We start from the raw sequence: 26,489 nt of genomic DNA on the forward strand, positions 1-26,489 counted from the left end.
GCCCGACCCGGTTCCTGCCATGCGACCGGGCCGGCCGGCCGCGGCGAACCCGTCGCGCCGCGCACCCGAGGGAGTCCACATGAGGCGCACCGCCGTGCCCGCCGCGACCGCCGTCCTCGCCTGCGCCGCCCTCGCGGCCTGCGGCGCCGACTACGACGGGAACGGCTCCTCCAAGGCCCGCGCGGGCGTCGCCGACGTCCAGGAGACCGTCACCAGCGTCGACTGGGGCGCCTGCGACCTCCAGGCCATGTACGGCAACGAGGAACTCGACGCGGCCGAAGCCGCCTGGGCCGAGGCCCTCGAATGCGGTTCCGTCCGCGTCCCGGTCGACTACGAGGACGCCGGCGGCCTCCAAGTCCGCATCGCGATGGTCCGCCACCCCGCCACCGGTTCGACGCGCACCGGCTCGCTCCTGGTCAACCCCGGCGGGCCCGGCGGCTCCGGCATCGAACTCGCCCAGTACCCGTTCCTGCCCGACGCGGTCACCGCCGCCTTCGACGTCGTCGGCTTCGACCCGCGCGGCGTCGGCGCCAGCGCCGACCTCGACTGCGGCGACGAGACCGCCTTCGATTCGGCCGTCACCGACGTCGCCGCCACCGACCCGGCCGCGATCACCGACGCCCAGACCGGCGCCCTCGAAGACGGCGCCTCCGACTTCTCCGGCGAATGCGCCCAAGAGGAGGACCCGGTCTTCCTGGAGCACATCGGCACCGCCAACGTCGCCCGCGACCTCGAAGTCATGCGCTCCGCGCTCGGCGACGACGAGCTCACCTACCTCGGCTACTCCTACGGCACCTACATCGGCCAGCTCTACCTGTACCTCTACCCCGACAAGGTCCGCGCCATGGTCCTCGACGGCGTCATGCGCACCTCCGGCACCGTCCTGGACCTCGCCGAAGGCCAGGCCACCGGCTTCGAGACCGCCTGGCAGGCCTTCGTCACCTACTGCCTCACCGTCGACGGCTGCCCGTTCACCTCCACCGAGACCGCCGACGCCGAACTCACCGCGATCCTCACCGGCGCCCAAGAGAAACTCGGCGGCGCGATCACCGTCGCCGAGATGCTCGACCTGGTCTCCCAGAGCCTCTACTCCGAAGCCAAATGGACCGCCCTCGAACAGATCCTCGCCGCCGTCGCCGCCGGCTCCCTGGAGCAGTTCGTCCAAGACCTCCAAGACCTCGCCGGCGACGACGGCGCCGCCCGCGGCTTCCCCCGCCGCCTCCCGCCCATCCCGGTGCCCCAACGCGACTCCGACGCCGACTTCTACGGCGTCCAGTGCGTCGACCGCGACAACCCCGGCCACTTCGGCGCCTACCGCGACTCCGCCCAAGACGCCTACGCCAACTCCAGCCTCTTCGGTGCCGGGATCGCCTGGAGCTACCTGCCGTGCGCCACCTGGTCGGCCTCCGAACCGAACCCGTCCTCCATCGACGGCGACGGCGCCCCCGCCACGGTCCTGGTCGGCAACAGCGGCGACCCCGCCACCCCCTACGCCTGGGCCCGGTCCGTCGCCGACGAGCTCGACAGCGCCGTCCTGATCACCTACGAAGGCTCCGGCCACACCGCCTACGCCCTCGGCCACGCCTGCATCGACGACCCCGTCACCGCCTACCTGGTCGACCTCACCGTCCCCGCCGAGGGCATCAGCTGCCCCCAGGAGCTCCAGTGACCTGACACAGTGGACCCCAGTACGGTGGGTCTCACTGGCGCGCGTACACCGACCGGTCACCCTGAAGCATCTGGCAAGATGTCCCAGTCGCTCCGGGAGCCGCAATGCGGCGGAAGCGACGCCTGACCGTCGATGTGACGAAAGAAGCGCGAATGCACATTCCCCCCTGCCATGCACGGACGGAGGCGCCCGCATGGTCGACATGACCTGGTTCGAAGCGATCGTGCTCGGGATCGTCCAGGGCCTGACGGAGATGCTGCCGGTGTCCTCCTCGGCGCACCTGCGGCTCACCTCGGCGCTGTTCTTCGAGGAGGACGCGGGGGCGTCGTTCACGGCGGTCACGCAGCTGGGCACCGAGACGGCGGTCCTCATCTACTTCTGGAAGGACATCGTCCGCATCCTCGTGGCCTGGTGGAAGGGCCTGTGGAACAAGGAGGAGCGCGGCGGCACCGACTACCGGCTCGGCTGGTACGTCATCATCGGCACCATGCCGATCGTGTTCTTCGGCCTCATCTTCAAGGACGCCATCCGCGACGGCGCCCGCAACCTGTGGCTGGTGGCCTTCAGCCTCATCTTCTTCGGGCTCCTGCTCGCGCTGGCCGAACTGGTCGGCAAGAAGACCCGCACGTGGGACGACTTCCGCATGAAGGACGGCCTGATCCTCGGCTTCGCCCAGGCCGGCGCCCTCATCCCCGGCGTCTCCCGCTCGGGCGGCACCATCACCGCGGGCCTGTTCATCGGCCTGGACCGGGCGGTGGCCGCCAGGTACTCGTTCCTGCTGGCGATCCCGGCGGTGTTCGGCGCGGGCATCCTCAGCCTCGGCGACGTGTTCGAGCCGGCAACCGAGGGCTCGGTGCCCTCGGGTGCGCAGATGCTCGTGGCCACGATCATCGCGTTCATCGTCGGCCTCGGCGCGGTCCACTGGATGCTCAAGTGGGTCGCCAAGCACTCGGTCTTCATTTTCGTCTGGTACCGCTGCATCCTCGGCGTGATCGTCGTGATCATGCTGGAGACGGGCTTCCTCCAGGCCACCTGAGCCGCAACGAGGAAGGGCCGGTCCCCGCGGGGACCGGCCCTTCCTCGTCTACCGGCGAGACTCCGCTGCCGCCAGCGCGGTGACCGAGGCCAGGAGTATCAGCGAGCCAACGACCGTCGCCGCCTTCAGCGGCTCACCGAGGACCGTCACCGCCAACACCGCCGCCGTGACGGGCTCGATCAGCATCATCACCGACGCCGTGGCCGCCCGCACCCGGGCTGCGCCCGCGAAGTACAGCGGATACGCCAGCGCCGTGGTGAACGCCGCGAGGTAGGCCATGAGCGCCCACCCCTGGACGACGTCGCCGCCCTGGGGGAGGAGCCCCTCGAACCACGCCGGCACGACCAGCACCAGAGCGCCGATGCCGAAGGACCACAAGGTGATCGCGAACGCGTCCTCCCCGCGCTGCCCGGCGCTGCGGCCCAGCAGCGTCACGGCCGCGTACCCCGTGGCCGACAGGACCGCGAGCAGCGCCCCGGCCGGGTCCACGGTGCCGTCGCCGCCGACCAGGACCGCGAGTCCCGCGACGGCCCCGGCGACGGCGAGCAGGCCGCCGCGCCCGATCCGCTCGCCCAGTAGCAGGCGCGCCCCGAACGCGGTGAGGACCGGCCCTGAGCCGAGCGTCAGGAGCGTCGCGACCGCGACCCCGGTGGCCTCCACGGACGCGAAGTAGGCGGTCTGGAAGACCGCCATGCCGACGCCGGCGCCGACGAGGTGCCCCAGGCGGCCCCGCAGCGGTTTGCGTTCCGTCCTGCGCCTGGTGATGACGCAGAACGCGCCGAGCAGTACGAGGCCCCCGAGGTGGCGCCAGAAGGAGACCGCGAAGGGCCCGATGTCGGTGGCGGCGTAGACGAGGTCGGCCGCGGCGCCGGTGGTGCCCCAGGCGAGGCCGGTGACGGTGAGGAAGGCGAGCCCGCGCCGGGCCGAACCGGTCCCGGGGCGCGCTTCAATGAGAGTGGACATGCGTCCTCCAGAGGAGAGTCGAAGAAGAGGTCTCTCGTCTGCGGGCATGCCGCCGAAACGCGACCGGCCACGGACCGGTCGCGGTGCTCAGATGCCCGCCCTAGCGGACGGGCGGGGAGATGCCGAAGCGCATGGGCGCCACCCTACACGCCCGAACGCGAACGCGACTCGGGCACGATCGCCGACGGCAGGTACCGCCGGTAGTTCCACACCAACACCAGCGCGCACCCGACCGCGAGCCCCGCCACGGCCAGCAGCAGCACCGCCGCCGGGACCCCGGTCCCCGCCGCGAGCGCCGCCAGCAGCGCCGGAGAAGCGAACCCCAGATACGACACGGCGTAGAACACGCCCGTCATCCCCGCCAGGTCCTGCGGCGCGGCGATCCGCTGCACCTCAAGGAGCCCCGAGACCATCGCCGTCCCCATGCCCGCCCCGGCCAGCACCGCCGCGGCCACACCGAGCGGCCACGACTGCCAGTGCGCGGCCGCGGCCACCAGCACCACCGCGGCGGCGATCACCGCCAGCCCCGCGAGCAGCCCGCGCGCCGAATCCTTCGAGTCGATGTGCTTCGCCAAGGGCTGCACCGCCGCCGACGCCCCCAGCGCGGTCGCCGTCAGCAACGTCGCGTACGCGATGCCCCAGCCCTCCGTGGCGCCCGCCAGCAGCACCGGCAGGTACCCGTACCCGATCGCCGAGATGGCGAACACCCACGGGCCGCCCACGAGCACGACCCGCGTGAACCGCCGGTGCCCCTTGACCCGCAGCCGGCTCCCCAGCGACCCCGGCACGCCGACCCTGGCCGTCTCGGGCGCTTTCAGCACCAGCCACGCGAACGGCAGTGTCAGCGCCGCATGGATGACGAACGGCACCTGCTCGGGCCACGGCCCCCACTGCGCGATCAGCCCCGCGACCACGGCCCCGGCCGCCGACCCGAGCGAGAACGACAGCGTCGCCCGCCGCGCCCCCGCGCCCGTGTCCGCCTCCGGGTCGTGCGGCCACTGCGAGAGCTCCTTCATCCACGCCGTGCCCACGCAGGTCGCCGTCCCCACCGTGATCCCGGCCAGCAACCGGCCCAAGCAGATCATCAGCGCCCCCGACTCGCCGAACGCCAGCGCCGTACTGGCCGCGATCGCCGCGACCACGCCCGCGAACATGACCGGCCGCCGCCCGTACTTGTCGCTGAGCGCCCCCGACAGCAGGAACGCCGGCACCAGACCCAGTACGTACACGCCGAGGAACCCGTTCACCGCGGTCGTCGAATAGTGCTGGCGCTCTTGGTAGAGCAGGAGCAGCGGGCTGAACTGGTTCCCGGCCCACGAGGTGAAGAACATGACCGCGAACAGGATCCGCCAGGCCTGAGTCCGTGTCGGCGCGACGACTTCGGGCGGCGCCGCGACGGCGCTCACGCCAGGCCCTGATGACGCGAGAGGTGCAGGTCCAGCACCGCGTGGTACCCCTCGGCGTCATGGCGACCCAGGCACGCGGCCATCTCGCGGTGCTCCCTGAACGACAGGTCCAGCACCACGTCGCTGCTGGAGAGGACCAGGAACGCCAGCCGCAGCTGCCGGTCCCGCAAGAGGTCGAAGAAGTGCGCGGCGATCGGATTGCCCGACAGGCCGATGACGGCCGCGTGGAAGTCGCAGTCGGCCTCGACGTACGCCGCCAGGTCCCCGGCCGCCAGAGCCGCCTCCTGGCGCTTCAGCGGCGTCCCCAGGGCCGCCTCGACCTCTGCCGCGTCGGGCCCCTGCGCGGCGATCCGCGCCACTGCGGTCCGCTCCAGGATCCCGCGCATCTCCACCAGGTCGGCCACCTCGGTCACCGACACCGGGTTCACCGTCGCGCCCTGCCTGGACCCCAGCGTGATGAGCCGCTCGGCCGCCAGCCGCAGGAACGCCTCGTGCACGGGCGTGCGCGACAGCTCCAGCTCCTCGCAGATCCGCCCCTCCGAGAGCCGCTCGCCCCCGGGGAGTTCGCCGGTGAGGATGAGCTGCTTGGTGTACGCGTACGCGCGCTCGGCCGCCGCCTGTCCCGTCATGGGTCAGGACGCTACCACTTGCATGCAACGATGCATGCATCGATTCCGGGTAGTGAGACGGCGCTGCGGGGCGCCCTCAGCTGGCGCCGCGCTGGCGCACCGCGTACCCGGCCTTGCGGTTGAGGTCGGCGATCTGCCGGTCGAGCCAGTCGATCTCGGTGAGGTTGGTGGACCGGTGGATCTGCATGAGGCCCTTGCGGAACGGCGAGTCGAGCTGCTCGGGCGGGATGGGCGCCCCGGTCGCGTCGAAGAACAGCTGCGCGGGCTGGTCGAGGAACTCCCGCCGCCGCGCGAGCACGAGCGCCTGCTCGCGCGGGTTCTCCAGGTGGTGGAGGAACGCCAGCAGCACGTACCACTTGTTGTCGTCGGTGATGAAGCCCGGCTCGGGGTCGCGCAGCCACCGCCGCAGCTGGTCGGTGCCGGTCTGCGTGATCTCCAGCATGTGCCTGGGGGCAGCGACGGAGCCCGGCGCCGTGCGCCGGGTGAGGCATTGCGCGTCTTCAAGTTTCTTGATCGTCGGGTAGAGCGTACCGTCCGCGACGGGCCGCACATGCCCGGCCAGGCTCGCCACGCGGTTCTTCAAGTCGTACCCGTGCAGGGGAAAGTCCCTGAGGAATCCCAGAATCGCCATCTTCAGCATGCGTCCATTATGCCATATCTTTCAATATACATCGGCTCCGAGGTTTAAAGACCTCCTTGTCAGCCAACGAAAGTGCCCACCCCAAAGCACGAGCACGGGCTCCGCCCGCGCACTCACCAAAAAGGAAGGCCCTCGCAGGTTCCCTGGTGCAAGGCCCTGCGAGGGCGGAATTCGGTCGATGTGGAGGCTCAGTCGAGCAGCTGGGCGTAGCGCCGGACGGTCTCGCGGATCGCATCGGAGTGGAGGTAGATGTCGTCGAGGGAGTCGAGCGGGTACCGCGTCTCGGTCTTCGCCGCGTCGAAGAGGCCGAGGTACCGCTTCGCCTTCCCGTTGAAGTGCAGGCGGGCGATGGGCTTGCGGTTGTTGTCGTCCATGATGATCGCGCAGTAGCTCTTCGCGTCGCGCTGGACGATGCGGTGCGGTTTGACCTCGCTGCAGGCGATCGCCTTGATGATCTGGTAGCCGCCGATCTCCTCGAGTGTGGTCTCGACGCCCGATTCGGCGGGTTCGGGGGCCTCCTCACCCGGGTTCTCGACCGCGCCGCTCATCTCGGGTTCGGCGGTGGCGGGGAAGGACGACCCGAGTGCGGTCTGGAGCCGGCTGTTGACCTGGTCGTTGAGGAACTGCGCGGACGCCTTGGCGACCAGCGGAGTGAAGTGCTCCCGGACGCGCTGGGTGATCGACCCTTCATAGACCCTCGCGGTGAGGAACCGGACCCACTCGGGCTCGGTCTCCTTGAACAGCGCGGCCAGGGTCCGCTTGATCTGCCCGATGTACTTGAGTTCCTCGGCGGCGTTGATGATCGAGTCGAGGTCGAACGACTCCTTGGTCAGCTTCCGGAGCTCCGGCAGGAGCGTCTCGTCGAGGTCGTCCAGGTCGAGCACCAGGAACGGCTTCTCGTCCATGCGGTTGGGGGCGTCGAGGTCGGTGAAGAACCGGTACTCCAAGCCGTTGGTGAGCACTGCGATCCTGGCGTTGGTCGCCGCGAAGTACCGGAAGAGCTGCGAGGCGTGCTCGAAGGTCAGCGGATCCTGGGGGCGCTTGCACTCGATGAGGATCTGCACCACGCCTTCGTTCACGATGGCGTAGTCGATCTTCTCGCCCTTCTTCAGGCCGACGTCCGCGATGAACTCGGGGACGACTTCGTGCGGGTCGAAGACGTCGTAGCCGAGCACGCTGGAGATGAACGGCATGATGAAGGCGTTCTTGGCACCTTCTTCGGTCTGGATCAGATCACGCTGGTTCCGTACCTTCGTGACCAGTGCGGCGATACGCTCGTTGAAGTCCATGTCTCGCTCCTTTGCAAAAGCATGGCAGTGATGAAGGCGCTACTTCGGGTAGCAGAGCGTATAGCGCCGTTGCAGGCCAAGGCAATAGACCTTCGGGCCCTGAAACGGCGACGGCCGGCCATTCTGGAGTCCCTCGCATCGCACACGTCGGCAGAAATCCGGTGGTCGTGCGAATAGACCCGACTTGCGCGGTCAGACGAGGCGGAAGTACCAGAGGGCCAGGTAGGCGGTGCCGACGATGAGAGCGATGACGAGGAGGAGGACGAGCCAGCCGGCGGCGGCCTCGAAGACGCCGGGGCGGGCGGACTCGCCGGTCGCGGCGGCGACGGGCGCCCAGACGGTCTCGTCGAGGATGCGCATGGGCGCGAGGGCCTTGGCGCTGGGGTACCAGGCGCGGGACTGCTCGACCAGGGCGGTGCGGTTGGCCGGCTGGAGGCGCCCGCGCCGGTTGTAGGAGAACAGGGCCACTTCGGACTCGTCGGCGAGGGCTGCGATGTCGGCGGGCACGGGCATGCTGGTGTACAGGCGCCGCTTGCGGTCGGGGGAGCCGGTGCCGACGATCATGGGGACGTCCTCGGCCGTCACGGCGAGCCCGGGGGACTTGACGGCGGCGACCGTGCGGGCCGATTCGACCGCGGCCTCCCACTGCGGGACGGGCAGGTACTCGCCGTCGCCCTTGTCGAGGTGCCGCAGGTGCGCCTGGACGAGGCTGAGGAGGGCGTACGTCTGGGGCGGTACGTCGGACGGCATGTTCATGTCGTGAAGTCTCACATACCGTCGCCGCGGCCGCACCTGTCCGAGCCCTGGGAGGGGACCGGTCTCAGAACGGCTCGATCTCGGCGCCCAGGAGCTGGAGGCGTTCGGCGAGGTGCTCGTAGCCGCGGTGGATGACGTTGATGTGCCGCAGCTCGGAGGTCCCGCGGGCCCGGAGCATCCCCAGCAGCAGCACCACGGCCGGCCGCAAGGCGGGCGGGCAGGTGACCTCGGCGCCCGACCACAGCACCGGTCCGTCCACATAGATCCGGTGCGGGTCGAGCAGGCGGATGCGCGCGCCGAGCCGGTTGAGCTCGGTCAGGTAGATCGCGCGGTTCTCGTACACCCAGTCGTGGATCATCGTCGAACCCTCCGCGCAGGAGGCGATGAGCGCGAAGAACGGCAGGTTGTCGATGTTGAGCCCGGGGAAGGGCATCGGGTGGATCTTGTCCATGGGCGCGCGCAGCCGCGAGGGGTGCACGGTCAGGTCGGCCAGGCGGGTGCGCCCGTTCTCGGCGAGGTACTCGGGGCCGCGGGCGTACTCCAGGCCCATCTCCTCGGCGAGCGCGAGTTCGATCTCGGTGAACTCGATGGGGACGCGCCGGACGGTGATCTCCGATTCGGTGACGATCGCCGCCGAGATGAGGCTCCACGCCTCGATCGGGTCCTCGGAGGGCGCGTAGTCGACGTCGGCGTCGAGGTCCTCGCGGCCGTGGACGGTGATCGTGGTGGTCCCGGCGCCGTTGATGCGGATGCCCAGGTGCTCCAGGTAGAAGCACAGGTCCTGGACCATGTAGTTGCAGGAGGCGTTGCGGATGACGGTGACGGCGGGGAACCTGGCGGCGGCCATGATCGCGTTCTCGGTGACGGTGTCCCCGCGCTCGGTCAGCACGATCGTGCCGGGCGGGTCGACCCGGTCCTTGACGGTGGCCCGGTACGCCCCCGCGGAGGTCTCCACCGACAGTCCGAAGCGGCGCAGCGCGACCATGTGCGGCTCGACGGTGCGGTCGCCGAGCTGGCAGCCGCCGGCGAACGGCAGCTCGAACTCGGGGTAGTCGTGCAGCAGCGGGCCCAGGAACATGATGATCGACCGGGTCCTGCGGGCCGCGTCGGCGTCGATGCGGGTCAGGTCGAGGCGCTCGGGCGGGGTCAGGCGCAGGTCCTGGCCGATCCACTCGTAGTGCACGCCCATCGAGGCGAGGACCCGCAGGATCCGGTTGACCTCCTCGATGCGGGCGACGCGCCGCAGCGTCGTGGTCCCGCGGTTGAGCAGGCTCGCGCACAGCAGCGCGACGCACGCGTTCTTGGAGGTCTTCACGTCGATCGACCCCGAGAGCATGGTGCCGCCGGTGACGCGCAGGTGCCTGGGGGCGTCGCCGCCCGCAGCGCTCTCGTAATCGGACATGCGGCCAGCGTAACGGAGACGAGTGTCCGAATAGGCCCGTTCGTGTTCGATGGACGCCGGGCTCAGCCGACCGGGTTGATGCCCTCGGCGGCCCTGATGCGCTCGTCGAGCAGCTCCATGACCGCCGCCACGGAGGGCCGCCTCGCCCCGCCGCGCAGCGTCACGGCCCGGAAGTGCCGGTAGGGCGTGTACGGCCCGCCGATCGGCACGCGCACTAGGTCGAGGTGGTGCGGCAGGTCCACCAGCCGCGGGATCAGGGCGACGCCCATGCGGTGGTCGACCATGATCGCGATGACCGGCCACTCGCGGGCCTCGCCGGTGACGGTGGGCCGGAACCCCGCGTTGGAGCACGCCGTCAGCACGTGACGGCGGTGGATCGACCCCGGCACGCCGATGATCCACGGCTCGCGCTCCAGGTCGCGCAGGTCCGCCTTGTCCTCGGCCGCCACCCAGTGGTCTGCGGGCACGACGAGGTCGAACGGGTCGTTGAACACCGTCTGGGAGTCGAAGCGGATGTCCTCGGGCGGCGGGTTGTCCGGGGTGGCCTCGACCAGCGCGAGGTCGGCCTCGCCGGCGAAGAGCAGGTCGAAGCTCTCGGACGCCTCGGCCTCGCGCAGGCGCAGCTCCAGTTTCGGGTAGCGGTCGCGGGCGGCGTCGACGAGCGGGGCGAGGAGGGTGGCGATGGCGGTGGGGAAGCCGCACAGGCGCAGGAGCCCGGACGGTTCGCCTTCGGTGGCCTGGAGTTCGGCCTCGGCCAGGCGCCACATGGCCTCGATGGCGTCGATGTGGGCGATGAGGATCTGCGCGGCCGAGGAGAGTCGCACGCCGCGTCCGACGGGTTCGAGGAGCGGGACGCCAAGATCTTTGGAGAGCAGGCGGATCTGCTGGGAGGCGGCGGAGGTGGACATGTGGAGGGCCTTGGCGGCGCCGGAGACGGTGCCGTGGTGCGCTATCGCCCGCAGGACGTGCAGACGCCGGAGGTCGATCACCTGTGGCCCCAATCCCTTTAGTCGTCGCTTCACGATGAGTTTCGCAAACCATCGTCACCCAAGTGTTGTAGCCCGGACGAATGGGACCTTAACCTCGATCGTGAGCGTGATGTCGGCGTGCTGTGCCGGCGAGTGGGCGCTCGACCCAAGACGATCCCCGACGCCTTTGTGAGGAGGCCGCCGCATGTCCGGCTCGCAAGCTTCGCCAGAGCAGGTCATGCCCTGCTGCCCGTACTGCGGTTGGCCCGACGATGATCCGGTGACGACCGTGTCCCGGCACACCGGGGCCACCGGCGCCACGATCTGGACGCGGTGCATCTGCGGGTCCCTCCAGATGCGCGTGCCCCGCGGCGGGGTCCTGGAGGTCTGCGCGCGGAGCAGACCGAGCGGCCACCCGGCCGCGACCCTGTAGCGCCCCTCCCGCACTCCCTTCCCTCTCCTTTCTGCTCGCGCCCGATACGGGCGCGGGTTCCTTCCTGCCTGCCGTCTTCGCGAAAAAGGGTTCATTCCAATGCACGACTTCGACGTCCGGATCTTCCTCCAGATCATCGGCGCGCTCCTGTACATCACCAACTTCCTGCTGCTCCAGACCCACCGCATCCACGCGACGAAGCCCGCGTCCCTGGGCCTGGTCATCTCGGCGTGCTCGATCCTGCTGACGGCGGCGATCATCGGCCACGACTGGGGCCTGATCCTCCTCGAAGGGACGTGGCTGTTCATGGTCACCACCACGCTCGTCATCCGCCAGCGCGCGGCGCGGCGGCGGTCGCTGCTGGAGCGGGAGGCGGCGGCTTCGGCGGTGCCTGCCCGTGCGGCCCTGGCGGAGCCGGTGGTGGTGCGGGAGGCGGAACTGGCCGGTGCGGCGGTGTTAGGGCCGGTTAGGCTCTGGGCGTGGTTATCCGAGTGCTCATCGCAGACGATCAGGAGATGGTCCGGGCCGGGTTCCGGGCCATCATCGACGCGCAGCCCGATATGGAGGTGGTCGCGGACGCGCCTGACGGTGTGGTGGCGGTGTCGGAGGCGCGGCGGTTGAAGCCGGACGTGTGCCTGTTCGACATCCGGATGCCGCGCCTGGACGGTTTGGAGGCGACGCGGACGCTGCTGGCGGGGGCGAACGGGACGGGGCCGCGGGTGGTGGTGGTGACGACGTTCGACACCGACGAGTACGTGTACGGTGCGCTGCGGTCGGGTGCGACGGGGTTCCTGCTCAAGGATTCGGGTCCGACGCTTTTGGTGGAGGCGGTGCGGGCGGCGGCGAGCGGGGAGTCCCTGGTGTCGCCGTCGGTGACGGTGCGTTTGCTGGAGCGGTTGAGCGAGCCGGTGAAGGACGGTTCGGCGGCGGTGCGGGTGCTGACCGAGCGGGAGTTGGACGTGGTGGAGCTGGTGGCGCGGGGGAAGACGAATGCGGAGATCGCGGGGACGCTGTTCGTGTCGGTGTCGACGGTGAAGACGCATCTGGAGGCGGTGCGGGCGAAGCTGCCGGCGCGCAACCGGGTGGAGATCGCGGCGTGGGCGTGGGAGCACGGCGTCGTCGGCTGATGCGGGGTCGGTTCTGATGCAGGGTTGTTCGTGATGCGCGGTCTGGCGGTCGAGGTGTCGGTGACGGAGTCGGTGGTGACTCGGTCGCGGTTCGTGTGCTCGCTGTACCGGGTGGCCTCGGATGCGGAGGCGCGGGAGCGGATCGCCTCGCACCGGCGTGAGTTCTGGGACGCCTCGCACAACTGCACGGCGTACGTGCTCGACGGGGGCCGGATCGCGCGGTCGAACGACGACGGCGAACCGGCCGGGACCGCCGGCCTCCCCATGCTCGAAGTGCTCCGCGGGCGCGACTTGACCGATGTCCTGGCGGTGGTGACCAGGTATTTCGGCGGCGTGAAGCTCGGCGCCGGCGGTCTGGTGCGCGCCTACGGTGGTGCGGTGTCGGCGGCGGTGGAGGCGGCCGGGACGGTCGAGCTCGACACCTGGCCGCGGCTGCTGGTCCGCGTCGACTACGCCACGGCCGGGAGCCTCGAAGGGCTGCTGCGGCTGCGGGAGGACGTGCGCCTGTTGGAGGTGTCGTTCACCGAGGTGGTGACGTTCGATCTCGCGTGTGCGGACGCGGAGCTGCTGGCGGCGTGGGTGGCGGGGCAGTCTGGTGGGACGGGTGAGGTGGAGCCGGCCGGGTCGGTGCGGGTGGAGCTGTAAGATCCGTGTTGTGACCGATAACAATGTGCTGTTGCCGAACCCCTTCATCCTTGAGCGCGCCGACCCGCAGATCCTGCGGCACGAGGACCGCTACTTCTTCACCGCGACCGTCCCGGCGTACGACCGGATCGTGCTGCGCGGGGCCGACACCCTTGCGGGCCTGCGCGAGGCGGCGGAGACGACGATCTGGGTCAAGCACCCCGAGGGTGCGATGGGGTCGCACATCTGGGCGCCGGAGCTGCACCGGGTCGGGGACGGCTGGTACGTGTACTTCGCGGCCGGGGAGGCCGACACGGACACCGGCGACGTGTGGAGGATCCGCATGTACGTCCTGGAGAACCTGAACGAGGACCCCCTGGCCGGGGAGTGGACCGAGAAGGGGCAGATCGCCACCCCGATCGACTCGTTCTCCCTGGACGCCACCACCTTCGCGCACGGGGGCCGCCAGTACCTGTGCTGGGCGCAGCACGACCCGGGCCTGGCGGGGTCGAACACGAGCCTGTTCCTCGCCGAGCTCGCCAACCCCTGGACGATCAAGGGCGACCCGGTCGAGATCTCGCGCCCCGAGCTCGACTGGGAGACGATCCGCTTCGCCGTCAACGAAGGCCCCTACGCCCTGGTCCGCAACGGGAAGGTCTTCATCACCTACTCCGCGTCGGGCACCGGCGCCGAGTACTGCGTGGGCCTGCTGTCGGCCGACGCCGAAGCGGACCTCCTCGACCCCGAGTCATGGTCCAAGAGCCCGGTCCCGGTCTTCACCACCAGCGCCGCCAACGGGATCTTCGGCCCGGGCCACAATGCGTTCACCGTCGACGAGGACGGGCGGGACCTCCTGGTCTTCCACGCCCGCGCCTACGAGGAGATCACCGGCGACCCCTTGGACAACCCCGACCGGCACTGCCGCGTGCAGCCGTTCGGCTGGCGTGAGGACGGCACCCCCGATTTCGGTGCGCCCCTGCCCGAAACCGCGGCCTAGGCGCGTCGGCCGGTCGGCCGAGGCGCGGGCGGTCCCTTGGGGACTACGGTGAGGGTCCCACCCCCATTGGAGGCCCCATGAAAGCCGTCGTCCAGGACCGGTTCGGCCCGCCCGAGCAGGTCCTCCGTCTCACCGACACCGACCGGCCCGAGCCGGGCCCCGGCGAGGTCCTCGTCCGCCTCCGGGCCACCAGCGTCAACACGCCCGACTGGATCGCCGTCGCCGGCGTCCCCTACGTGCTGCGCCTGTCCACCCGCGCCAAAGGCGCGATCCGCGGCACCGACATCGCCGGCACGGTCGAAGCCCTCGGCGACGGCGTCACCGGCCTCGCGGTCGGCGACGCGGTGTTCGGCAGCAAGTGGGGCAAGGGCTTCACCGGGGCCGGGACGTTCGCCGAGTACACCGTCACCACCGCCGCCCAGCTCATCCCCAAACCCGAATCAATCTCCTTCACCGACGCCGCGGCCGCGGTCATGTCCGGCCTGACCGCCCACGCCGCCGTCGTCGACGCCTTCCCGACCGGACCCGGCACCCGCCTGCTCGTCAACGGCGCCTCCGGCGGCGTCGGCACCTTCGCGATCCAGATCGCCAAGCACCGCGGCGCCCACGTCACCGCCGTCTGCGGCCCGGGGAACCTCGACCTCGTCAAAGAACTCGGCGCCGACCGCGCCATCGACTACACGGCCACCGACTTCACCACCGAACCCGACCGGTACGACGCGATCCTCGACAACGTCCTCAACCACCCGCCCCGCCGCGCCTTCCGCGCCCTCGCCCCCGGCGGCGTCTACCTGCCCAACAGCATCGGCAACTCCGGCGGCCTCCTCGCCGGCCTCGCCAAGATGGCCAGCGCGACCCTCCTCGGCGCGATGGGCCGCGCAACCGTCCGCACCGTCGACGGCAACTTCACGCCCGAGCGCCTGGCCGCGGTCGCCGCCCTCCTCGAAACCGGCGCCGTCACACCCGTCATCGACCGCGTCTACCCCCTGGAGGAGACCGCGGCCGCGGTGGCGCACATGTACTCCCACCGCGCCCGCGGCAACATCGTCATCGAGATGGGGGACTAGATCCTGGTCTCCCAGTAGTTCTCGCTGATGATCCAGCCGTTCGTCCACTCCCAGGCGAAGCGCCAGCGGATGAGATGGCCCTCGGCGAGGTCCTTGTTGCACCCCGTCCACGCCTTGGCGGTGCCGAGGTCGTCGATGCACTTCCCGGCCCGGGCCGAGTCCAGGTCGTCCCAGTACACGGCCACCGAGTAGCCGTCGGTGCGGTTGTCCTTGCGCCGTAGGGCTGGACGCACGCCTCCCCGGCGCCGAAGACGTAGGTGTCGATGGTGCACTCCCGTGCGGCGGAGTACCAGTCGAGGTTCACCGCGTAGTTGATCTCGTACGCCGCGGCCGGGGAGGCGGTCGCGATCACGATCCCGAACGCCATGACGAGCGTCCCGAGCACTGCGGCAATGCGCTTGCGCATCTGCCCTCCTGAAAGGTGAGAGGTCGCCCCGCCCGATCGGGCGGGCACCGCCCTCATCCTTCCAGAAACCGAGCACAACAGACCCCGGCCGGAGGCGAGCATTCCTGCGCCCCAGCGAGTCTCGGCTCAGTCCCCGGTGTCGCGGCGCAGCCGCTTGGTCTGCGAGCGGCGCTTCTTGTCCTCCAGGCGGCGCCGCTTCTGCCCCTTCGACGGCTTCGTCGCCCGCCGCGCCGGCGGCGGGGCCGCGATCGCACGCCGCATCAGCTCACCGAGCCGCTCGGCCGCGGCCTCCCGGTTGCGCAACTGCGACCGGAACTCCGACGCCGCGATCACCACCGTCCCCTCCACCACGCGCGAACCCAGGCGCGCCAGCGCCCGCTCGACCAAAGCGGGCGGGAACGCCGTCGTAGCAGCGAGGTCGAAGACGAGTTCGACGCGCGAGTCGGTGGTGTTGACGCCCTGCCCGCCCGGCCCTGAGGAGCGGGAGAACCGCCAGCGCAGCTCGGCGTCGGGGATCGCGTACTGGTCGGTGACGGTGACGGGCATCGTGGTGCTTTCAGGCTTCGAGTGCGGTGCGGGCCCAGCGGACGAGCATCGCGAAGATCGGGCGGCGCCGCTCCAGGACCGCGTGGTCCTCGGCGGTGTCGTAGTCGGCGCTGGCGACGGTCTTGCCCGCGGCGAGGCGCTGGAGCATCGCGGGGGCGAGCCAACAGTACTTGGCGGCCCCGGCGGCCGCGACGGCTTTTCGCACCGCGGCCTCCTCCCGGAACCCGGCACTGCCAAGCCCCTCCAGGTACGCGCCGATGAGCGCGGCCTCCGCCTCGTCCAGGCGGTCGACGGGCTGGTGCCCGTCGAAGAACGTGTCGGCGACCAGGTTCGCCAGGTCCTCGCCGATCGCCCCTTGCCCGGTGAACGACCAGTCGAACAGCGCGAACTCGCCACCGGGCCGCTGGTAGAGGTTCATCGGCCACACGTCCAGGTGGCACACCGTCTGCGGCGCCGCCTCAGTGAGCGCGAACAGGTCGCCGCGCCGCTCCCACACGACCCGCAGCCCTTCCCGCAGATCCTCGGGCCAGTGCGCGGCCGCGACCGGCAGGTCCCAGTCCACGGGCCCGAAGTCGCGCCTGCCGGCGTACTGGCGCAAGAACCCCCGCGAATGCCACTCCGACTCCGCCACCTCGCGGCCCTGGACGGCCCCGAGCCGCCGCGCGAACTCGGCGAGGTTCTCGACGCTCAACTCCCGGCCCGGCACGCCCTCGACGTGTTCGAGCCACAGCTCCAGGCTCCCGTCGGCCCGCTCCCCGGCCGCCAGCAACCCCGGCGCCCCGATCCCGGCCTCGCGCCCATAGGAGCCGGCGAACCCGCTCGCATAGGCCAGGTACTCGCGCCGCCAGTAGTTCCAATGCCGCGCATCATCCGACGCCTGCCAGTGCGCGAACCCGCCCCCGCCGGCCGTCAGATGCTTGAGCACCGCCTTCCCGCCAGACCCGGTGACCGCCCAGATCCCGCCGGTCGCCTGGTTCCCGGTGTTGTGCGCCAACGCAGCAGCGGTATGGACGTCCCCGACGGGGGAGAAGCGAGGGTCATCGAGCACGCCGACGATTATGCCAGCGCCCCATGCGTCTCACGAGTCGAGGAGTTCGCCCATCCAGTCGCTCACCGCGCCGGTGTTGCGGGGCGGTCCGTCGCCGGTCCCGTCGCTGGAGCACCGGTCGGTGGTGTCGGTGTCGCAGGTGCGGAGGTCGACGGCGACCGCGGTGCGCAGCGGCTGCGGTCCGGCGCTGGCGGCGTTGAACTGCGCCCACCGCGACAGCGGCACCGGGCCGGTCGCGGTGAACGGTTCGGCGGCGGCGACGTCCCCGCCGGTCCCGGTGCCGACCGGGACGCATGCGGGCAGGAGCAGCCGGTCCTCGGCCGGGAACGCCGCGGTCTGCGAGTGCGTGGTCTCGGTCGATCGCGTGTGCTCGGCGGGGTCGGCGTAGCGGTCGGTGAGGTGGAGGTCGTCCAGGCGCAGCGTCAGGCCCGGATCGGTGCCGCATTCGGGCGGCAGGGCGTCCTGGGGCCACCACGAGTTGGGGCCCCACAGGCCGGACTCGTTCGCGTCGCCGGTGTCGAATCCGAGCCCGTAGTAGTCGACCATGGGGGTCGCGGCGGGGTCGAGGTTGGCGGTCTGGGTGAGGAACAGGTGGTCGGCCCTCCACCCGTCTTCGTCGTCCTTGCCGAGGAAGGCCGCCATGTCGGGCGGGCCGTGCCGGTCGCCGCGGACGCAGGACTGGAGCAGCACCGGGGCGCCTCCGGTGGTGATGCGGGCGTTCAGGCAGTGGGGTCCGCCCTCGGTGGCCGTCTCGGCGGCGACCGCGAAGCGCAGGCCGGTGCCGAAGGCGTCCTCGTAGGACTCGAAGCGGACGGCGGTGACGGCGAGGTCGGCCTCCCACACCAGGTCGATGACCGCTCCGGTGGCTGTGAGCTGTGCCGAGCCGCCGCGGTCGTCGATGCCGTCGCCGAGCCCGGCCGCCTCGGCGGGCGGTGCGGCGGCGAGATCGGCCGCGTCCCAGTCTGACCGGTCGCTCGCGGTCGGCACGAGGCCGCGGGCGGTCTGGGACAGGTCGTTCCAGAAGACCGCGGCCAGCGCGACCGCCAGGGCGGCGAGGGCCGCGATCCACTTCGTCCGCACCGGGAACCGGTCGAGGGCAAGGAGAGGGGGCACGCCGTGGATGCTACCGGCGAACCGGCCCGGCCGGGGTGCGGCAAAGGTCGTGCCGGCCGCCGACCGGCACGGCCTTCCGCGAAGGCTATGCCTGGTCGGAGAAGTCCTGGATGGTGATGGCGACGGTGCCGGTCTCGTCGGAGGCGTCGAGGTCGACGGTGAAGTGCATGGTCCAGTCGCGGTCGCCGGCGGGGTCGTCGATGGTCTGGCGGACGGTCCAGGTGCGGCCGTCCTTGGCGATGTCGAGGAATTCGCCGCCGCGGGCGGGGCCGGCGGTGCCGATGTCGTCGTGGGCGGCGAAGTACGCCTCCAGGGCGGTGTCCCATTTGGAGACGGGCCAGCCGGTCTCCAGGGCGGCGAGGTCGGCGGGGCGGTCGGCGGCGGCGAGTTCGACGTGGCGGAACGCGGCGTTGCGGACGGCGATGGTGAAGGCCCGCTCGTTGTCGGTGAACGCCCGGGCAGGGCGCCCGGTGTCGAGGTCACCGTCGTCGTCGGCGGGGTTGGTCAGCTGCTCCCACTCGTTGATCAGCGAGGAGTCGGTCTGGCGGATCGTCTCGCCGAGCCACGCGGTGAGGTCGTCGAGCTCGGGGCCGCCGGTGTCCTCGGGGAGGGTCTGGACGAGCGCCTTGTACGCGCTCGACAGGTACCGCAGGAGCAGGCCCTCGGCGCGGGGGAGGCTGTAGAGGGCGATGTACTCGCCGAAGCTCATGCGGCCCTCCCAGATCTCGCGGAGGATCGACTTGGGTTCGAGCTGGTAGTCCGCGGCCCACGGGTGGCCGGTCTTGTACGCGTCGAACGCCTCGTCCAGCAGCTCCGCCAAAGGCTTCGGGTAGTCGACTTCGGCGTCTTCGAGCTGGTTCATGCGGTCGTAGTAGTCCAGGCCGTCGGCCTTCATCGCGTTGATGGCCTCGCCCTTGGCCTTGCTGCGCTGCGCGGCCAGGATCTGCCCGGGGCCCTCCAGGGTGGCTTCGACGATGGAGACGACGTCCATCGGGTAGTCCTCGCCGTCCTTGTCCAGCAGCTCCAGGGCCGCGAGGGCGAACGGGGCGAGGGGCTGGTTCAACGCGAAGTGGTCGGGCAGGTCGACGGTGAGTTTGACGGTGCCGCCGTCGATGACGATGATCCCCGCGTCCCGCAGCGTGCGGGCGATCGTCAGAGCGGTGCGGGCCATCTTCAACTGGGTGGCGCGGTCGGCGTGGGAGTCCTCGATCAGGGTGCGCACGTGCGTGAAGGTGTCGCCGCCGCGGCCCAGGAGGTTGATGAGCATCGCGTGGGTCATGCGCATGCGGGAGACGAGCGCCTCGGGCGGGGCCTCCGACAATCCCAGGAACGTCTCCTCGGACCAGCCGACGAAGCCCTCGGGGGGCTTCTTCTTCGCCATCTTCTTGCGCTTCTTGGGGTCGAGGCCGAACTTCTGCTGGGCCTTCTCGTTCTCGATGACGTGCTCGGGGGCCTGGCAGACCACGAACCCCTCGGTGTCGAACCCGGCCCGGCCGGCGCGGCCGGCGATCTGGTGGAACTCGCGCGCACGCAGGCGCCGGGTGCGGCGCCCGTCGTACTTCGTCAGCCCGGTGAAGACGACGGTGCGGATGGGGACGTTGATGCCCACGCCGAGCGTGTCGGTGCCGCAGATGACCTTCAGCAGGCCCTGCTGGGCGAGGCGCTCGACCAGGCGCCGGTACTTCGGCAGCATCCCCGCGTGGTGGACCCCGATCCCCGAGCGCACGAGGCGGGCGAGGGTCTGCCCGAACTTCGTGGTGAACCGGAACCCGCCAAGCGCGGCACTGATCGCGGCCTTGGCGTCCTTGTCCACCAGGTTCAAGCTGGCGAGCGCCTGCGCCGTCTCCAGTGCGGCGGCCTGCGTGAAGTGCACGATGTACGCGGGGGCCTTCTCGGACTTGACGATGATCTCGACGGTCTCGTGCAAAGGCGTCTTGCGGTACTCGTAGTGCAGCGGGACGGGGCGGGTCGCGGAGGCGACGAGGGCGGTCTCGCGGCCGGTGCGCCGCGTCAGGTCCTCCTCGAAGAACGCCGTGTCGCCCAAGGTCGCGGACATGAGCGTGAACTGCGCCCGGTGGAGTTCGAGGAGCGGGACCTGCCAGGCCCAGCCGCGGTCGGGTTCGGCGTAGAAGTGGAACTCGTCGGCCACCACCGAATCGCAGTCCAGGCCGGAGCCTTCGCGCAGGGCGAGGTTGGCGAGGATCTCGGCGGTGCAGCAGATCAGGGGCGCGTCGGGGTTGACGGCGGCGTCGCCGGTGAGCATCCCGACGTTCTCGTGCCCGAACTGCTCGCACAGCTCGAAGAACTTCTCCGACACCAGGGCCTTGATCGGCGCGGTGTAGAACGAGGTCCGCTGGTTGGCGAGGGCGTTGAAGTGCGCGGCGGCGGCGATGAGCGACTTGCCCGACCCGGTCGGGGTCGCGACGATGACGTTCTGCCCGGTGCAGATCGCCAGCAGGGCCTCTTCCTGGTGCTCGTACAAGGCGATGCCCGAATCCTCCGCCCACTGGGCGAAGGCGGCGTACACGTCGTCGGGTTCCGGTCGGTCGGTCCCGGGCAGGTAGTCGATGAGGCTCACGTGTACCAATGGTGCCCGCACCCGCAAGGCCGGGGCAAACCGGGCCCGCTAGTGGTCGTAGGTGACCAGTACCGGAGCGTGGTCGGACCACCGCTGGTCGTGCGCCGCGGCCCGGTCCACCCACGCCTTGGTCGCCTTCGCCGCGAGCCCGGCGGTGGCGACGTGCAGGTCGATGCGCCAGCCCGCGTCGTTGTCGAACGCCCGCCCCCGGTACGACCACCACGAGTACGGCCCCTCCACCCCCGGGTGCAGGGCGCGGACGACGTCGACGAACCCGCGGGTGCCGTACACGTCGGTCAGCCACGCCCGCTCCTCGGGCAGGAACCCGGCGGTCTTCTTGTTCGACTTCCAATTCTTCAGGTCCGCTTCGGCGTGGGCGATGTTCCAGTCCCCGCACACCAGGTACTCCCGCCCCAGGCCCGCCGCTTTCGCCGCGGCGGTGACGAGGTAGTCGGCGAAGGCGCCCATGAACCGCTCCTTCTCCTCCTGCCTGGGCGTGTCCGTCTCACCCGAGGGCAGATACAGCGACGCCACCGTCAACCCCGGCAGGTCGACCTCCGCGTACCGCCCGGACCCGTCGAACTCGGTCGACCCGAACCCGATCCGCGACGCCTCCGGCGCCTGGCGGGTGAGGACCGCCACGCCCGCGCGGCCCTTCGCCGTCAACGACGGCGCCAGCACCCAGTGCCAGCCCCCGGCCTCCGCGGCCTCGGCGGGAATCTGCGCCTCGTCGGCGCGGACCTCCTGAAGCAGCACCACGTCCGCTTCGACATTCGTGAGCCATTCGACCAGGCCCTTCTTGGCGGCGGCCCGGACTCCGTTGACGTTGGCGGTGGCGATGGTGCGCATGCGCCCACCCTAACGCGCCCCACCGACCCTCCCCGGCATCGCCGCGAGACCCACGCCTGGCGCGGCCGGGACGGACCCGGACCGGACGCGAGGACCCCATAGACTACGGGGCATGACACAGGTGGCGGGCCGCGAGCGAGCGCCCTGGGGCGGACGTACATGGGCGCGCTGGGCCGTGGCCGGCCTCGCCGCGGCGGCCGCCGCACTGGCCCTGCCCCAACCCGCCCAAGCGTTTGAGGAACCGGAGGCCGCCGGGATCGTCATCGTCGGCGTCCCCGGCCTCACCTGGTCCGACATCGACGAGAGCGTCACCCCGAACCTGTGGGACCTGGCCGACCAGGGCGCCTCGGCGGCGATGAGCGTGCGCACCCTCGGCTCGTGGACGTGCCCCGAAGCCGGATGGATCTCCCTGGGCGCCGGCGAGCGGGCCGGCGGGGTCGCCCCCCGCGACGCCCAGTGCTCGGCCCAGTCCAGCCTCCAGCCGCCCGCCGACACCGGCGAGGGGTGGACCGTCGAAGGCTGGGACGCCTTCATCGAAGCCAACAGCGCCTTCAACTACGGCGCGCGCCTGGGCTCCCTGGCCGACGCGCTCGCCGAAGCCGCCCTCCAGCAGGAGGCCGCCGCGGCCGAAGCCGAGGCCGAAGGCGAAAGCGCCCCTGAAATGAACCCGGGGTCGTGCGTGGCCGGGATCGGGAACGGCGCCGCCCTCGCCGCCGCCGACACCGAAGGCCGCATCGCCTACTGGGCGCCGGGCCTGGAATCCCTCCCCGAAGCCATGGCCGCGTGCGACGTCGTGATCGTCGACCCCGGCGTCGTCGTCGGCGACACCGCCGACCACGCCCCCGACACCACCACCGACTACGACCAGCTCGGCGAGGACGACACCGAAGTCGGCACCGAAGAAACGAGCCCGGTCGAGGACGCCGGGGAGATCGAACCCGAGGCCGACCCCGTCCGCGCCGCCGCCGCCCAGCAGGCCGACACCGCCGTCGCCGAGGTCCGCGACGCCCTCCCCGAGGACTGGCGGCTCATCGTCGCCGGCATCTCCGACGCCTCGGCGCCCTCCTCGCTCCACCCGGTCCTCTACACCGGGCCCGGCGTCGAACGGGGCGAACTCACCTCCTCCACGACCGGCCGCGACGGCTACATCCAGCTCACCGACCTGACCGCGACCGCCCTCGCCGTCGTCGGCGCCGACATCCCCGCCACCGTCGCCGGCGCCCCCGTCGCCGTCCGCCCCGACGAGGGCCACACCGCCGCCGGCGCGGTCGCCAAAGGCACCGACGAGACCGCCGCGTCCGCGGCGAACGCCGACGTGTCCCCGAACTTCTACTGGAGCCTGTCCTTCACCGGCGTGCTCGTCATGTTCCTCGCCGCGCACTACACCGCCGGGAAAGACCGGTTCCGGCGCACCGCCCGCACGGTCCTGATCGCGTTCTCCACCGTCCCGGTCGCCGCGCTCATCGCCGGCATCCCCCCGTGGTGGCGCGCCGACCACCCCAAGCTCGCGTTCTGGGGCCTCATCGCCGCCGGCGTCATCATCCTCACCACCGCCGTGTCGCTGCCGTGGACGCGCCAGGGCGTGCGCCCGGTGCTCATCATCGCCGGCGTCTGCGCCGGACTGATCGCCGTCGACCAGATCTCCGGCGCCACCTGGCCCCTGCACACCCCCATGGGCTACACCGCCCAAGCCGGCGCCCGCTTCACCGGGCTCGGGAACTACGCGTTCAGCGTCTTCGCCGCCGCGATCCTCCTCCTCGTCTGCTTCATCCCCTGGAGAGGCCGCACCCGCGTCTGGGGACCCCTCGCCATCGGCGTCTGCTCGGTGATCATCGTCGGCGCCCCGATGCTGGGCCGCGACATGGGCGGCACCCTCACCCTCGTCGCCGCCGGCATCCTGTGCTGCCTGAAACTGTGGGGCCGGCGCCTGTCCCTGGGGTCGCTGGCGCTCGCCGGCGGCATCGCGTTCGCCGTGTTCGCCGTCGGCGGCATCCTCGACTACCTGCGGCCCGAAGAGGACCAGACCCACCTGGGCCGGTTCGTCGGCTCCGTCCTCGACGGCTCCGCCCAGCTCATCCTCATCCGCAAGGCCCGCGCCGCCCTGGGCACCATCGACGAGTCCATGGCGTTCATCTCCTTCGCCGCGCTCATCGCCGCCGTCCTCATCTGGCGCGTCCGCGCCCCCATCCGCACGAGTCCCGTCGCCGCCGCCGTCGTCGGCCTGACCACCGTCGCCGTCATCGGCGGCCTGGTCAACGACTCCGGCATGGCCATCCCCGGGTTCACCGCCGCCCTCGGCTTCGGCCTCCTCGCCGTCGCCGTCGGCCCCCGCCCCGACACCCCCGCCCCGATCGAAGCCGAGGAAGCGACAAAAGCCCCGGCAGCGACCTAAGTCGCGCCCCGCACCCCCGGTCCGCCCGGTCACTGACCGCAGCGGGGTAGGGTGTGGCGCATGCGCGTGGCCACCTGGAACATCAACTCGCTCAAAGCACGACTGGAGCGGGTCCTGGCCTGGCTCGCCAGCGCCGACGCCGACGTGGTGTGCCTCCAGGAACTCAAGTGCGCCACCGCCGACGTCCCCGTCGAGGCGTTCAAGACCGCCGGGTACGACGTCGCCGCCTGGGGGACCGGGCGCTGGAACGGCGTCGCCATCCTCTCCCGCGTCGGCCTGGCCGACGTCCGCGAAGGCATCGCCGGGCAGCCGGACTTCGACGGCCAGGCCGAACCCCGCGCCCTGACCGCCACCTGCGGGGGCGTGCGGGTCCAGACGCTGTACATCCCCAACGGCCGCGACACCGCCGACGCGCACTTCCCCTACAAGCTCGCGTTCCTCCAGGCCCTCGCCGCCGACGCCGCATCAGACGCCGCCGCCGACCTGCCGTTCGCGGCCATGGGCGACTACAACATCTGCCCCACCGACGACGACATCTGGGACGTCGACGAATGGACCGGCACCACCCACATCACCCCCGCCGAACGCGAAGCGCTCGACGCGGTCAAGGCCGCCGGGCTCGCCGACGTCTTCCCCCGCGCCCTCAAATACGATCGCCCGTTCACGTTCTGGGACTACCGCAACCTCGACTTCCCCAAGAACCGCGGCATGCGCATCGACCTCGCGCTCGCCAACCCCGCGTTCACCGCGGCCGTCACCGACGCGTTCGTCGACCGCAACGAACGCAAAGGCAAAGGCGCCTCCGACCACGCACCCCTGGTGATCGACCTCGACCTGTAACACCCGACCGCGCGGCCACCCCACCAGACCACGAGCCGCGCCCGAACCGCCGGAAGGGCTGACCTCCACCCGTGCGCCACAAGATCCTCTCCGCGCTGCTGCTCGTCGCGCTCCTCGCGCTGATCCCCGCACCCGCCGCGGCCGAACCCGACGAGGAGACCCTCGAAGCCGACCTCGCCGAGGCCATCGCCGCCGTCAACGACGCCCAAGGGGCCGTCGACGAGGCCAACGCCCGCGCCGCCGACCTCGCCACCCAGATCGCCGACACCCAGGCGCGCTTCGACGAGCTCCAGACCGCGCTCAACGACTACGCGCTCTACCTCCACACCGAAGGCGACCTCCAGCAGACCAACGCGATCCTCTCCTCCACCGACACCCAGGACCTCATCGACGCCATGACGTTCACCGGGTTCCTCGGCGACGAACGCGCCGCACTGCTCAACGACGCCGGGGACCTCCTCACCCAGCTCGAAGCCGAGCAGGCCGCCCACGCCGACACCGTCGAAGAGGCCGCGCAGGCCCTCGACGACGCCGAGAAAGCCCAGGAAGACCTCGAAGAGCAGCTCGACGAGCTCCGCGCCGAAGAAGCGTCGGGCCCCGGCTCGGACGGCGGCGCCCCCGCCGCGGAGTCCTACGACGGCGGCGACGGCGGCTGCACCGAGGACGACCCCACCACCTCCGGGTGCCTGACCCCCCGCACCCTCCACATGTACAACGAGACCAAAGAGGCCGGCTTCGACCACTACGTCTCCTGCTACCGCTCCGGGGGCTCGGGCGAGCACCCGCTGGGGCGCGCCTGCGACTGGGCCGCCGACGCCTCCGGGTTCCAGAACTCCGACGCCTCGGGCGACGACAAGGCCTACGGCGACCAGCTCGCGTCCTGGTACGTCAACAACGCCGACGCCCTCGGCGTCGAATACGTCATCTGGTACCGCCAGTTCTGGTCCCCGGGCTCGGGTTGGCGCTCCTACTCCGGGCAGGACGGCACCCCCGCCGGCGACCACACCAACCACGTCCACGTGTCCATGCAATAAGAGGGAGCCGTCATGACCGACCTCAGGCACCAGTACCTCGCCGCGGCCGCCACCGCGCTCGCCCTCCTGGACACCGACGCCGTCGCCGACCACTGGAGCGAGCCCTCGGCGCTCGAAGGGTTCACCGTCGGCGGCCTCGCCGCGCACCTGGCCGCCCAGATCACCGGCGTCCCCCACGCCCTCGACGCCGACCACGCCGGCAAGGAGGTCATCGGCCTCCACGACCACTACGCGCGCGCCGCCTGGCTGGCCGCCGACATCGACAACGACTACAACACCGCCATCCGCGACGGCGGCGAGAAAGCCGCCATCGGCGGCCACGGCGCAGTCCTGGCCGACACCACCGCCGCCCTGGAGCGCCTGACCGGGACCCTCCCGGGCCTCAAAGGCACCCTCACCACCGGCAATCCGCGCTGGCCCTACGCCACGACCCTCGACGACTTCCTGACCACGCGGATCCTCGAACTCGTCGTCCACGCCGACGACCTCGCCTACTCCACCGGCCTGGACACCCCCGCCTTCGACACCGAGGCGTTCGCGACCGCGACCGGGCTGCTCGCCCACCTGGCCGCGGCCCGCCACGGCCAGGCCGCGCTCGTGCGCGCCCTCGCCCGGACCGAGCGCGCCCCGGGGACCATCAGCGGCCTGTGACACGGCGCGTGCGTATATGAGGCGGA

Annotated in this window: 26 protein-coding genes; 12 read left to right on the forward strand and 14 right to left on the reverse strand. The window is 71.2% G+C overall.

Features of this window, described 5'->3' with window-relative positions; genetic code table 11:
• Positions 1-79 precede the first annotated feature (79 nt).
• Both DI269_RS12070 and DI269_RS12075 read left to right on the forward strand, forming a co-directional pair.
• On the forward strand, positions 80-1,669 hold the full coding sequence (locus DI269_RS12070) for an alpha/beta hydrolase (protein ID WP_112136209.1): 1,590 nt from the start codon (positions 80-82) through the stop codon (positions 1,667-1,669).
• A gap of 202 nt (positions 1,670-1,871) precedes the next feature.
• Positions 1,872-2,705, forward strand: coding sequence for an undecaprenyl-diphosphate phosphatase (locus DI269_RS12075; RefSeq protein ID WP_112136322.1), 834 nt, complete (start codon positions 1,872-1,874; stop codon positions 2,703-2,705).
• Positions 2,706-2,753: 48 nt separating this feature from the next.
• Here DI269_RS12075 and DI269_RS12080 read toward each other — a convergent pair whose 3' ends face one another.
• From DI269_RS12080 to DI269_RS27760, 8 genes are all read right to left on the reverse strand, one after another.
• Positions 2,754-3,668, reverse strand: a complete 915-nt coding sequence (locus tag DI269_RS12080; RefSeq protein WP_112136211.1) for a DMT family transporter — start codon at positions 3,666-3,668, stop codon at positions 2,754-2,756.
• Positions 3,669-3,811: 143 nt separating this feature from the next.
• Positions 3,812-5,074, reverse strand: coding sequence for an MFS transporter (locus DI269_RS12085; protein ID WP_198667348.1), 1,263 nt, complete (start codon positions 5,072-5,074; stop codon positions 3,812-3,814).
• The gene (locus tag DI269_RS12090) at positions 5,071-5,703 is read right to left on the reverse strand and encodes a GntR family transcriptional regulator (protein ID WP_112136213.1); all 633 of its coding nucleotides are present in this window, start codon (positions 5,701-5,703) and stop codon (positions 5,071-5,073) included. The genes DI269_RS12085 and DI269_RS12090 overlap by 4 nt, the downstream gene beginning before the upstream one ends.
• 76 nt (positions 5,704-5,779) lie before the next feature.
• A complete protein-coding gene (locus DI269_RS12095) occupies positions 5,780-6,343 on the reverse strand; it encodes a PadR family transcriptional regulator (RefSeq protein WP_112136215.1) in 564 nt (187 codons plus the stop codon).
• Positions 6,344-6,531: 188 nt separating this feature from the next.
• The gene (locus DI269_RS12100; protein WP_112136217.1) at positions 6,532-7,632 is read right to left on the reverse strand and encodes a type I restriction endonuclease; all 1,101 of its coding nucleotides are present in this window, start codon (positions 7,630-7,632) and stop codon (positions 6,532-6,534) included.
• Between the two features lie 192 nt (positions 7,633-7,824).
• Positions 7,825-8,388 (reverse strand): hypothetical protein, encoded by a 564-nt coding sequence (locus DI269_RS12105; RefSeq protein WP_112136220.1) that lies wholly within the window; start codon positions 8,386-8,388, stop codon positions 7,825-7,827.
• Between the two features lie 64 nt (positions 8,389-8,452).
• Positions 8,453-9,790 (reverse strand): UDP-N-acetylglucosamine 1-carboxyvinyltransferase, encoded by a 1,338-nt coding sequence (locus DI269_RS27755; protein ID WP_198667349.1) that lies wholly within the window; start codon positions 9,788-9,790, stop codon positions 8,453-8,455.
• 62 nt (positions 9,791-9,852) lie between these two features.
• Positions 9,853-10,779: a LysR family transcriptional regulator gene (locus DI269_RS27760; protein ID WP_198667350.1), complete on the reverse strand. Its 927-nt coding sequence runs from the start codon at positions 10,777-10,779 to the stop codon at positions 9,853-9,855.
• A 259-nt stretch (positions 10,780-11,038) separates the two neighbouring features.
• On the opposite strand from DI269_RS27760, the gene DI269_RS12115 reads away from it, so the two are divergent.
• The 6 genes from DI269_RS12115 to DI269_RS12135 all read left to right on the forward strand — a co-directional run bounded on the left by DI269_RS12115 (position 11,039) and on the right by DI269_RS12135 (position 15,006).
• Positions 11,039-11,191 (forward strand): hypothetical protein, encoded by a 153-nt coding sequence (locus tag DI269_RS12115; protein ID WP_198667351.1) that lies wholly within the window; start codon positions 11,039-11,041, stop codon positions 11,189-11,191.
• Positions 11,192-11,290: 99 nt separating this feature from the next.
• The gene (locus DI269_RS28200; protein ID WP_232822715.1) at positions 11,291-11,812 is read left to right on the forward strand and encodes a hypothetical protein; all 522 of its coding nucleotides are present in this window, start codon (positions 11,291-11,293) and stop codon (positions 11,810-11,812) included.
• Positions 11,707-12,318, forward strand: coding sequence for a response regulator (locus DI269_RS12120; RefSeq protein ID WP_232822721.1), 612 nt, complete (start codon positions 11,707-11,709; stop codon positions 12,316-12,318). Before DI269_RS28200 ends, DI269_RS12120 begins: the two co-directional genes overlap by 106 nt.
• Positions 12,319-12,351: 33 nt before the next feature.
• Complete coding sequence (locus DI269_RS12125; RefSeq protein WP_112136330.1) at positions 12,352-12,963, forward strand: IMPACT family protein; 612 nt, start codon at positions 12,352-12,354, stop codon at positions 12,961-12,963.
• Between the two features lie 31 nt (positions 12,964-12,994).
• The gene (locus DI269_RS12130; protein WP_198667352.1) at positions 12,995-13,939 is read left to right on the forward strand and encodes a glycoside hydrolase family 43 protein; all 945 of its coding nucleotides are present in this window, start codon (positions 12,995-12,997) and stop codon (positions 13,937-13,939) included.
• 77 nt (positions 13,940-14,016) lie between these two features.
• Positions 14,017-15,006 carry an NAD(P)-dependent alcohol dehydrogenase gene (locus DI269_RS12135; RefSeq protein ID WP_112136230.1) on the forward strand — a complete coding sequence of 330 codons (990 nt, stop codon included), beginning with the start codon at positions 14,017-14,019 and terminating at the stop codon, positions 15,004-15,006.
• Here the strand turns inward: DI269_RS12135 and DI269_RS12140 are convergent.
• The 6 genes from DI269_RS12140 to DI269_RS12165 all read right to left on the reverse strand — a co-directional run bounded on the left by DI269_RS12140 (position 15,003) and on the right by DI269_RS12165 (position 21,546).
• On the reverse strand, positions 15,003-15,239 hold the full coding sequence (locus DI269_RS12140; RefSeq protein WP_157974923.1) for a hypothetical protein: 237 nt from the start codon (positions 15,237-15,239) through the stop codon (positions 15,003-15,005). The two genes, DI269_RS12135 and DI269_RS12140, sit on opposite strands and share 4 nt — an antisense overlap.
• Before the next feature lie 299 nt (positions 15,240-15,538).
• Entirely contained in the window at positions 15,539-15,958 is a 420-nt protein-coding gene (gene arfB / locus DI269_RS12145; RefSeq protein WP_112136235.1) for an alternative ribosome rescue aminoacyl-tRNA hydrolase ArfB, read from the reverse strand.
• Positions 15,959-15,968: 10 nt separating this feature from the next.
• Positions 15,969-17,006 carry an aminoglycoside phosphotransferase/kinase family protein gene (locus DI269_RS12150; protein ID WP_157974924.1) on the reverse strand — a complete coding sequence of 346 codons (1,038 nt, stop codon included), beginning with the start codon at positions 17,004-17,006 and terminating at the stop codon, positions 15,969-15,971.
• A gap of 30 nt (positions 17,007-17,036) precedes the next feature.
• On the reverse strand, positions 17,037-18,119 hold the full coding sequence (locus DI269_RS12155; RefSeq protein WP_157974925.1) for a hypothetical protein: 1,083 nt from the start codon (positions 18,117-18,119) through the stop codon (positions 17,037-17,039).
• Between the two features lie 85 nt (positions 18,120-18,204).
• A complete protein-coding gene (locus tag DI269_RS12160; RefSeq protein ID WP_198667353.1) occupies positions 18,205-20,697 on the reverse strand; it encodes a DEAD/DEAH box helicase in 2,493 nt (830 codons plus the stop codon).
• 48 nt (positions 20,698-20,745) lie between these two features.
• Entirely contained in the window at positions 20,746-21,546 is an 801-nt protein-coding gene (locus DI269_RS12165) for an exodeoxyribonuclease III (protein WP_112136246.1), read from the reverse strand.
• A 112-nt stretch (positions 21,547-21,658) separates the two neighbouring features.
• On the opposite strand from DI269_RS12165, the gene DI269_RS27035 reads away from it, so the two are divergent.
• From DI269_RS27035 to DI269_RS12185, 4 genes are all read left to right on the forward strand, one after another.
• A complete protein-coding gene (locus DI269_RS27035; protein WP_157974926.1) occupies positions 21,659-23,938 on the forward strand; it encodes a hypothetical protein in 2,280 nt (759 codons plus the stop codon).
• Positions 23,939-23,998: 60 nt separating this feature from the next.
• Complete coding sequence (locus DI269_RS12175) at positions 23,999-24,778, forward strand: exodeoxyribonuclease III (protein ID WP_112136251.1); 780 nt, start codon at positions 23,999-24,001, stop codon at positions 24,776-24,778.
• A 71-nt stretch (positions 24,779-24,849) separates the two neighbouring features.
• Complete coding sequence (locus DI269_RS12180) at positions 24,850-25,812, forward strand: coiled-coil domain-containing protein (protein WP_112136254.1); 963 nt, start codon at positions 24,850-24,852, stop codon at positions 25,810-25,812.
• A 12-nt stretch (positions 25,813-25,824) separates the two neighbouring features.
• Positions 25,825-26,463, forward strand: a complete 639-nt coding sequence (locus DI269_RS12185) for a maleylpyruvate isomerase N-terminal domain-containing protein (RefSeq protein ID WP_112136256.1) — start codon at positions 25,825-25,827, stop codon at positions 26,461-26,463.
• The last annotated feature ends 26 nt before the right edge of the window (positions 26,464-26,489 follow it).

This window comes from Glycomyces dulcitolivorans, from assembly GCF_003265355.1.
Classification (GTDB): Bacteria; Actinomycetota; Actinomycetes; order Mycobacteriales; family Micromonosporaceae; genus Glycomyces; species Glycomyces dulcitolivorans.

Bases quoted from the DNA above. Each gene is read 5' to 3' on its own strand.
- DI269_RS12070 (WP_112136209.1), top strand. From the start codon at position 80: ATGAGGCGCACCGCCGTGCCCGCCGCGACCGCCGTCCTCGCCTGCGCC.
- DI269_RS12075 (WP_112136322.1), top strand. From the start codon at position 1,872: ATGACCTGGTTCGAAGCGATCGTGCTCGGGATCGTCCAGGGCCTGACG.
- DI269_RS12080 (WP_112136211.1), bottom strand. From the start codon at position 3,668: ATGTCCACTCTCATTGAAGCGCGCCCCGGGACCGGTTCGGCCCGGCGC.
- DI269_RS12090 (WP_112136213.1), bottom strand. From the start codon at position 5,703: ATGACGGGACAGGCGGCGGCCGAGCGCGCGTACGCGTACACCAAGCAG.
- DI269_RS12095 (WP_112136215.1), bottom strand. From the start codon at position 6,343: ATGCTGAAGATGGCGATTCTGGGATTCCTCAGGGACTTTCCCCTGCAC.
- DI269_RS12100 (WP_112136217.1), bottom strand. From the start codon at position 7,632: ATGGACTTCAACGAGCGTATCGCCGCACTGGTCACGAAGGTACGGAAC.
- DI269_RS12105 (WP_112136220.1), bottom strand. From the start codon at position 8,388: ATGAACATGCCGTCCGACGTACCGCCCCAGACGTACGCCCTCCTCAGC.
- DI269_RS27755 (WP_198667349.1), bottom strand. From the start codon at position 9,790: ATGTCCGATTACGAGAGCGCTGCGGGCGGCGACGCCCCCAGGCACCTG.
- DI269_RS28200 (WP_232822715.1), top strand. From the start codon at position 11,291: ATGCACGACTTCGACGTCCGGATCTTCCTCCAGATCATCGGCGCGCTC.
- DI269_RS12120 (WP_232822721.1), top strand. From the start codon at position 11,707: ATGGTCCGGGCCGGGTTCCGGGCCATCATCGACGCGCAGCCCGATATG.
- DI269_RS12125 (WP_112136330.1), top strand. From the start codon at position 12,352: ATGCGCGGTCTGGCGGTCGAGGTGTCGGTGACGGAGTCGGTGGTGACT.
- DI269_RS12135 (WP_112136230.1), top strand. From the start codon at position 14,017: ATGAAAGCCGTCGTCCAGGACCGGTTCGGCCCGCCCGAGCAGGTCCTC.
- arfB (WP_112136235.1), bottom strand. From the start codon at position 15,958: ATGCCCGTCACCGTCACCGACCAGTACGCGATCCCCGACGCCGAGCTG.
- DI269_RS12165 (WP_112136246.1), bottom strand. From the start codon at position 21,546: ATGCGCACCATCGCCACCGCCAACGTCAACGGAGTCCGGGCCGCCGCC.
- DI269_RS27035 (WP_157974926.1), top strand. From the start codon at position 21,659: ATGACACAGGTGGCGGGCCGCGAGCGAGCGCCCTGGGGCGGACGTACA.
- DI269_RS12175 (WP_112136251.1), top strand. From the start codon at position 23,999: ATGCGCGTGGCCACCTGGAACATCAACTCGCTCAAAGCACGACTGGAG.
- DI269_RS12185 (WP_112136256.1), top strand. From the start codon at position 25,825: ATGACCGACCTCAGGCACCAGTACCTCGCCGCGGCCGCCACCGCGCTC.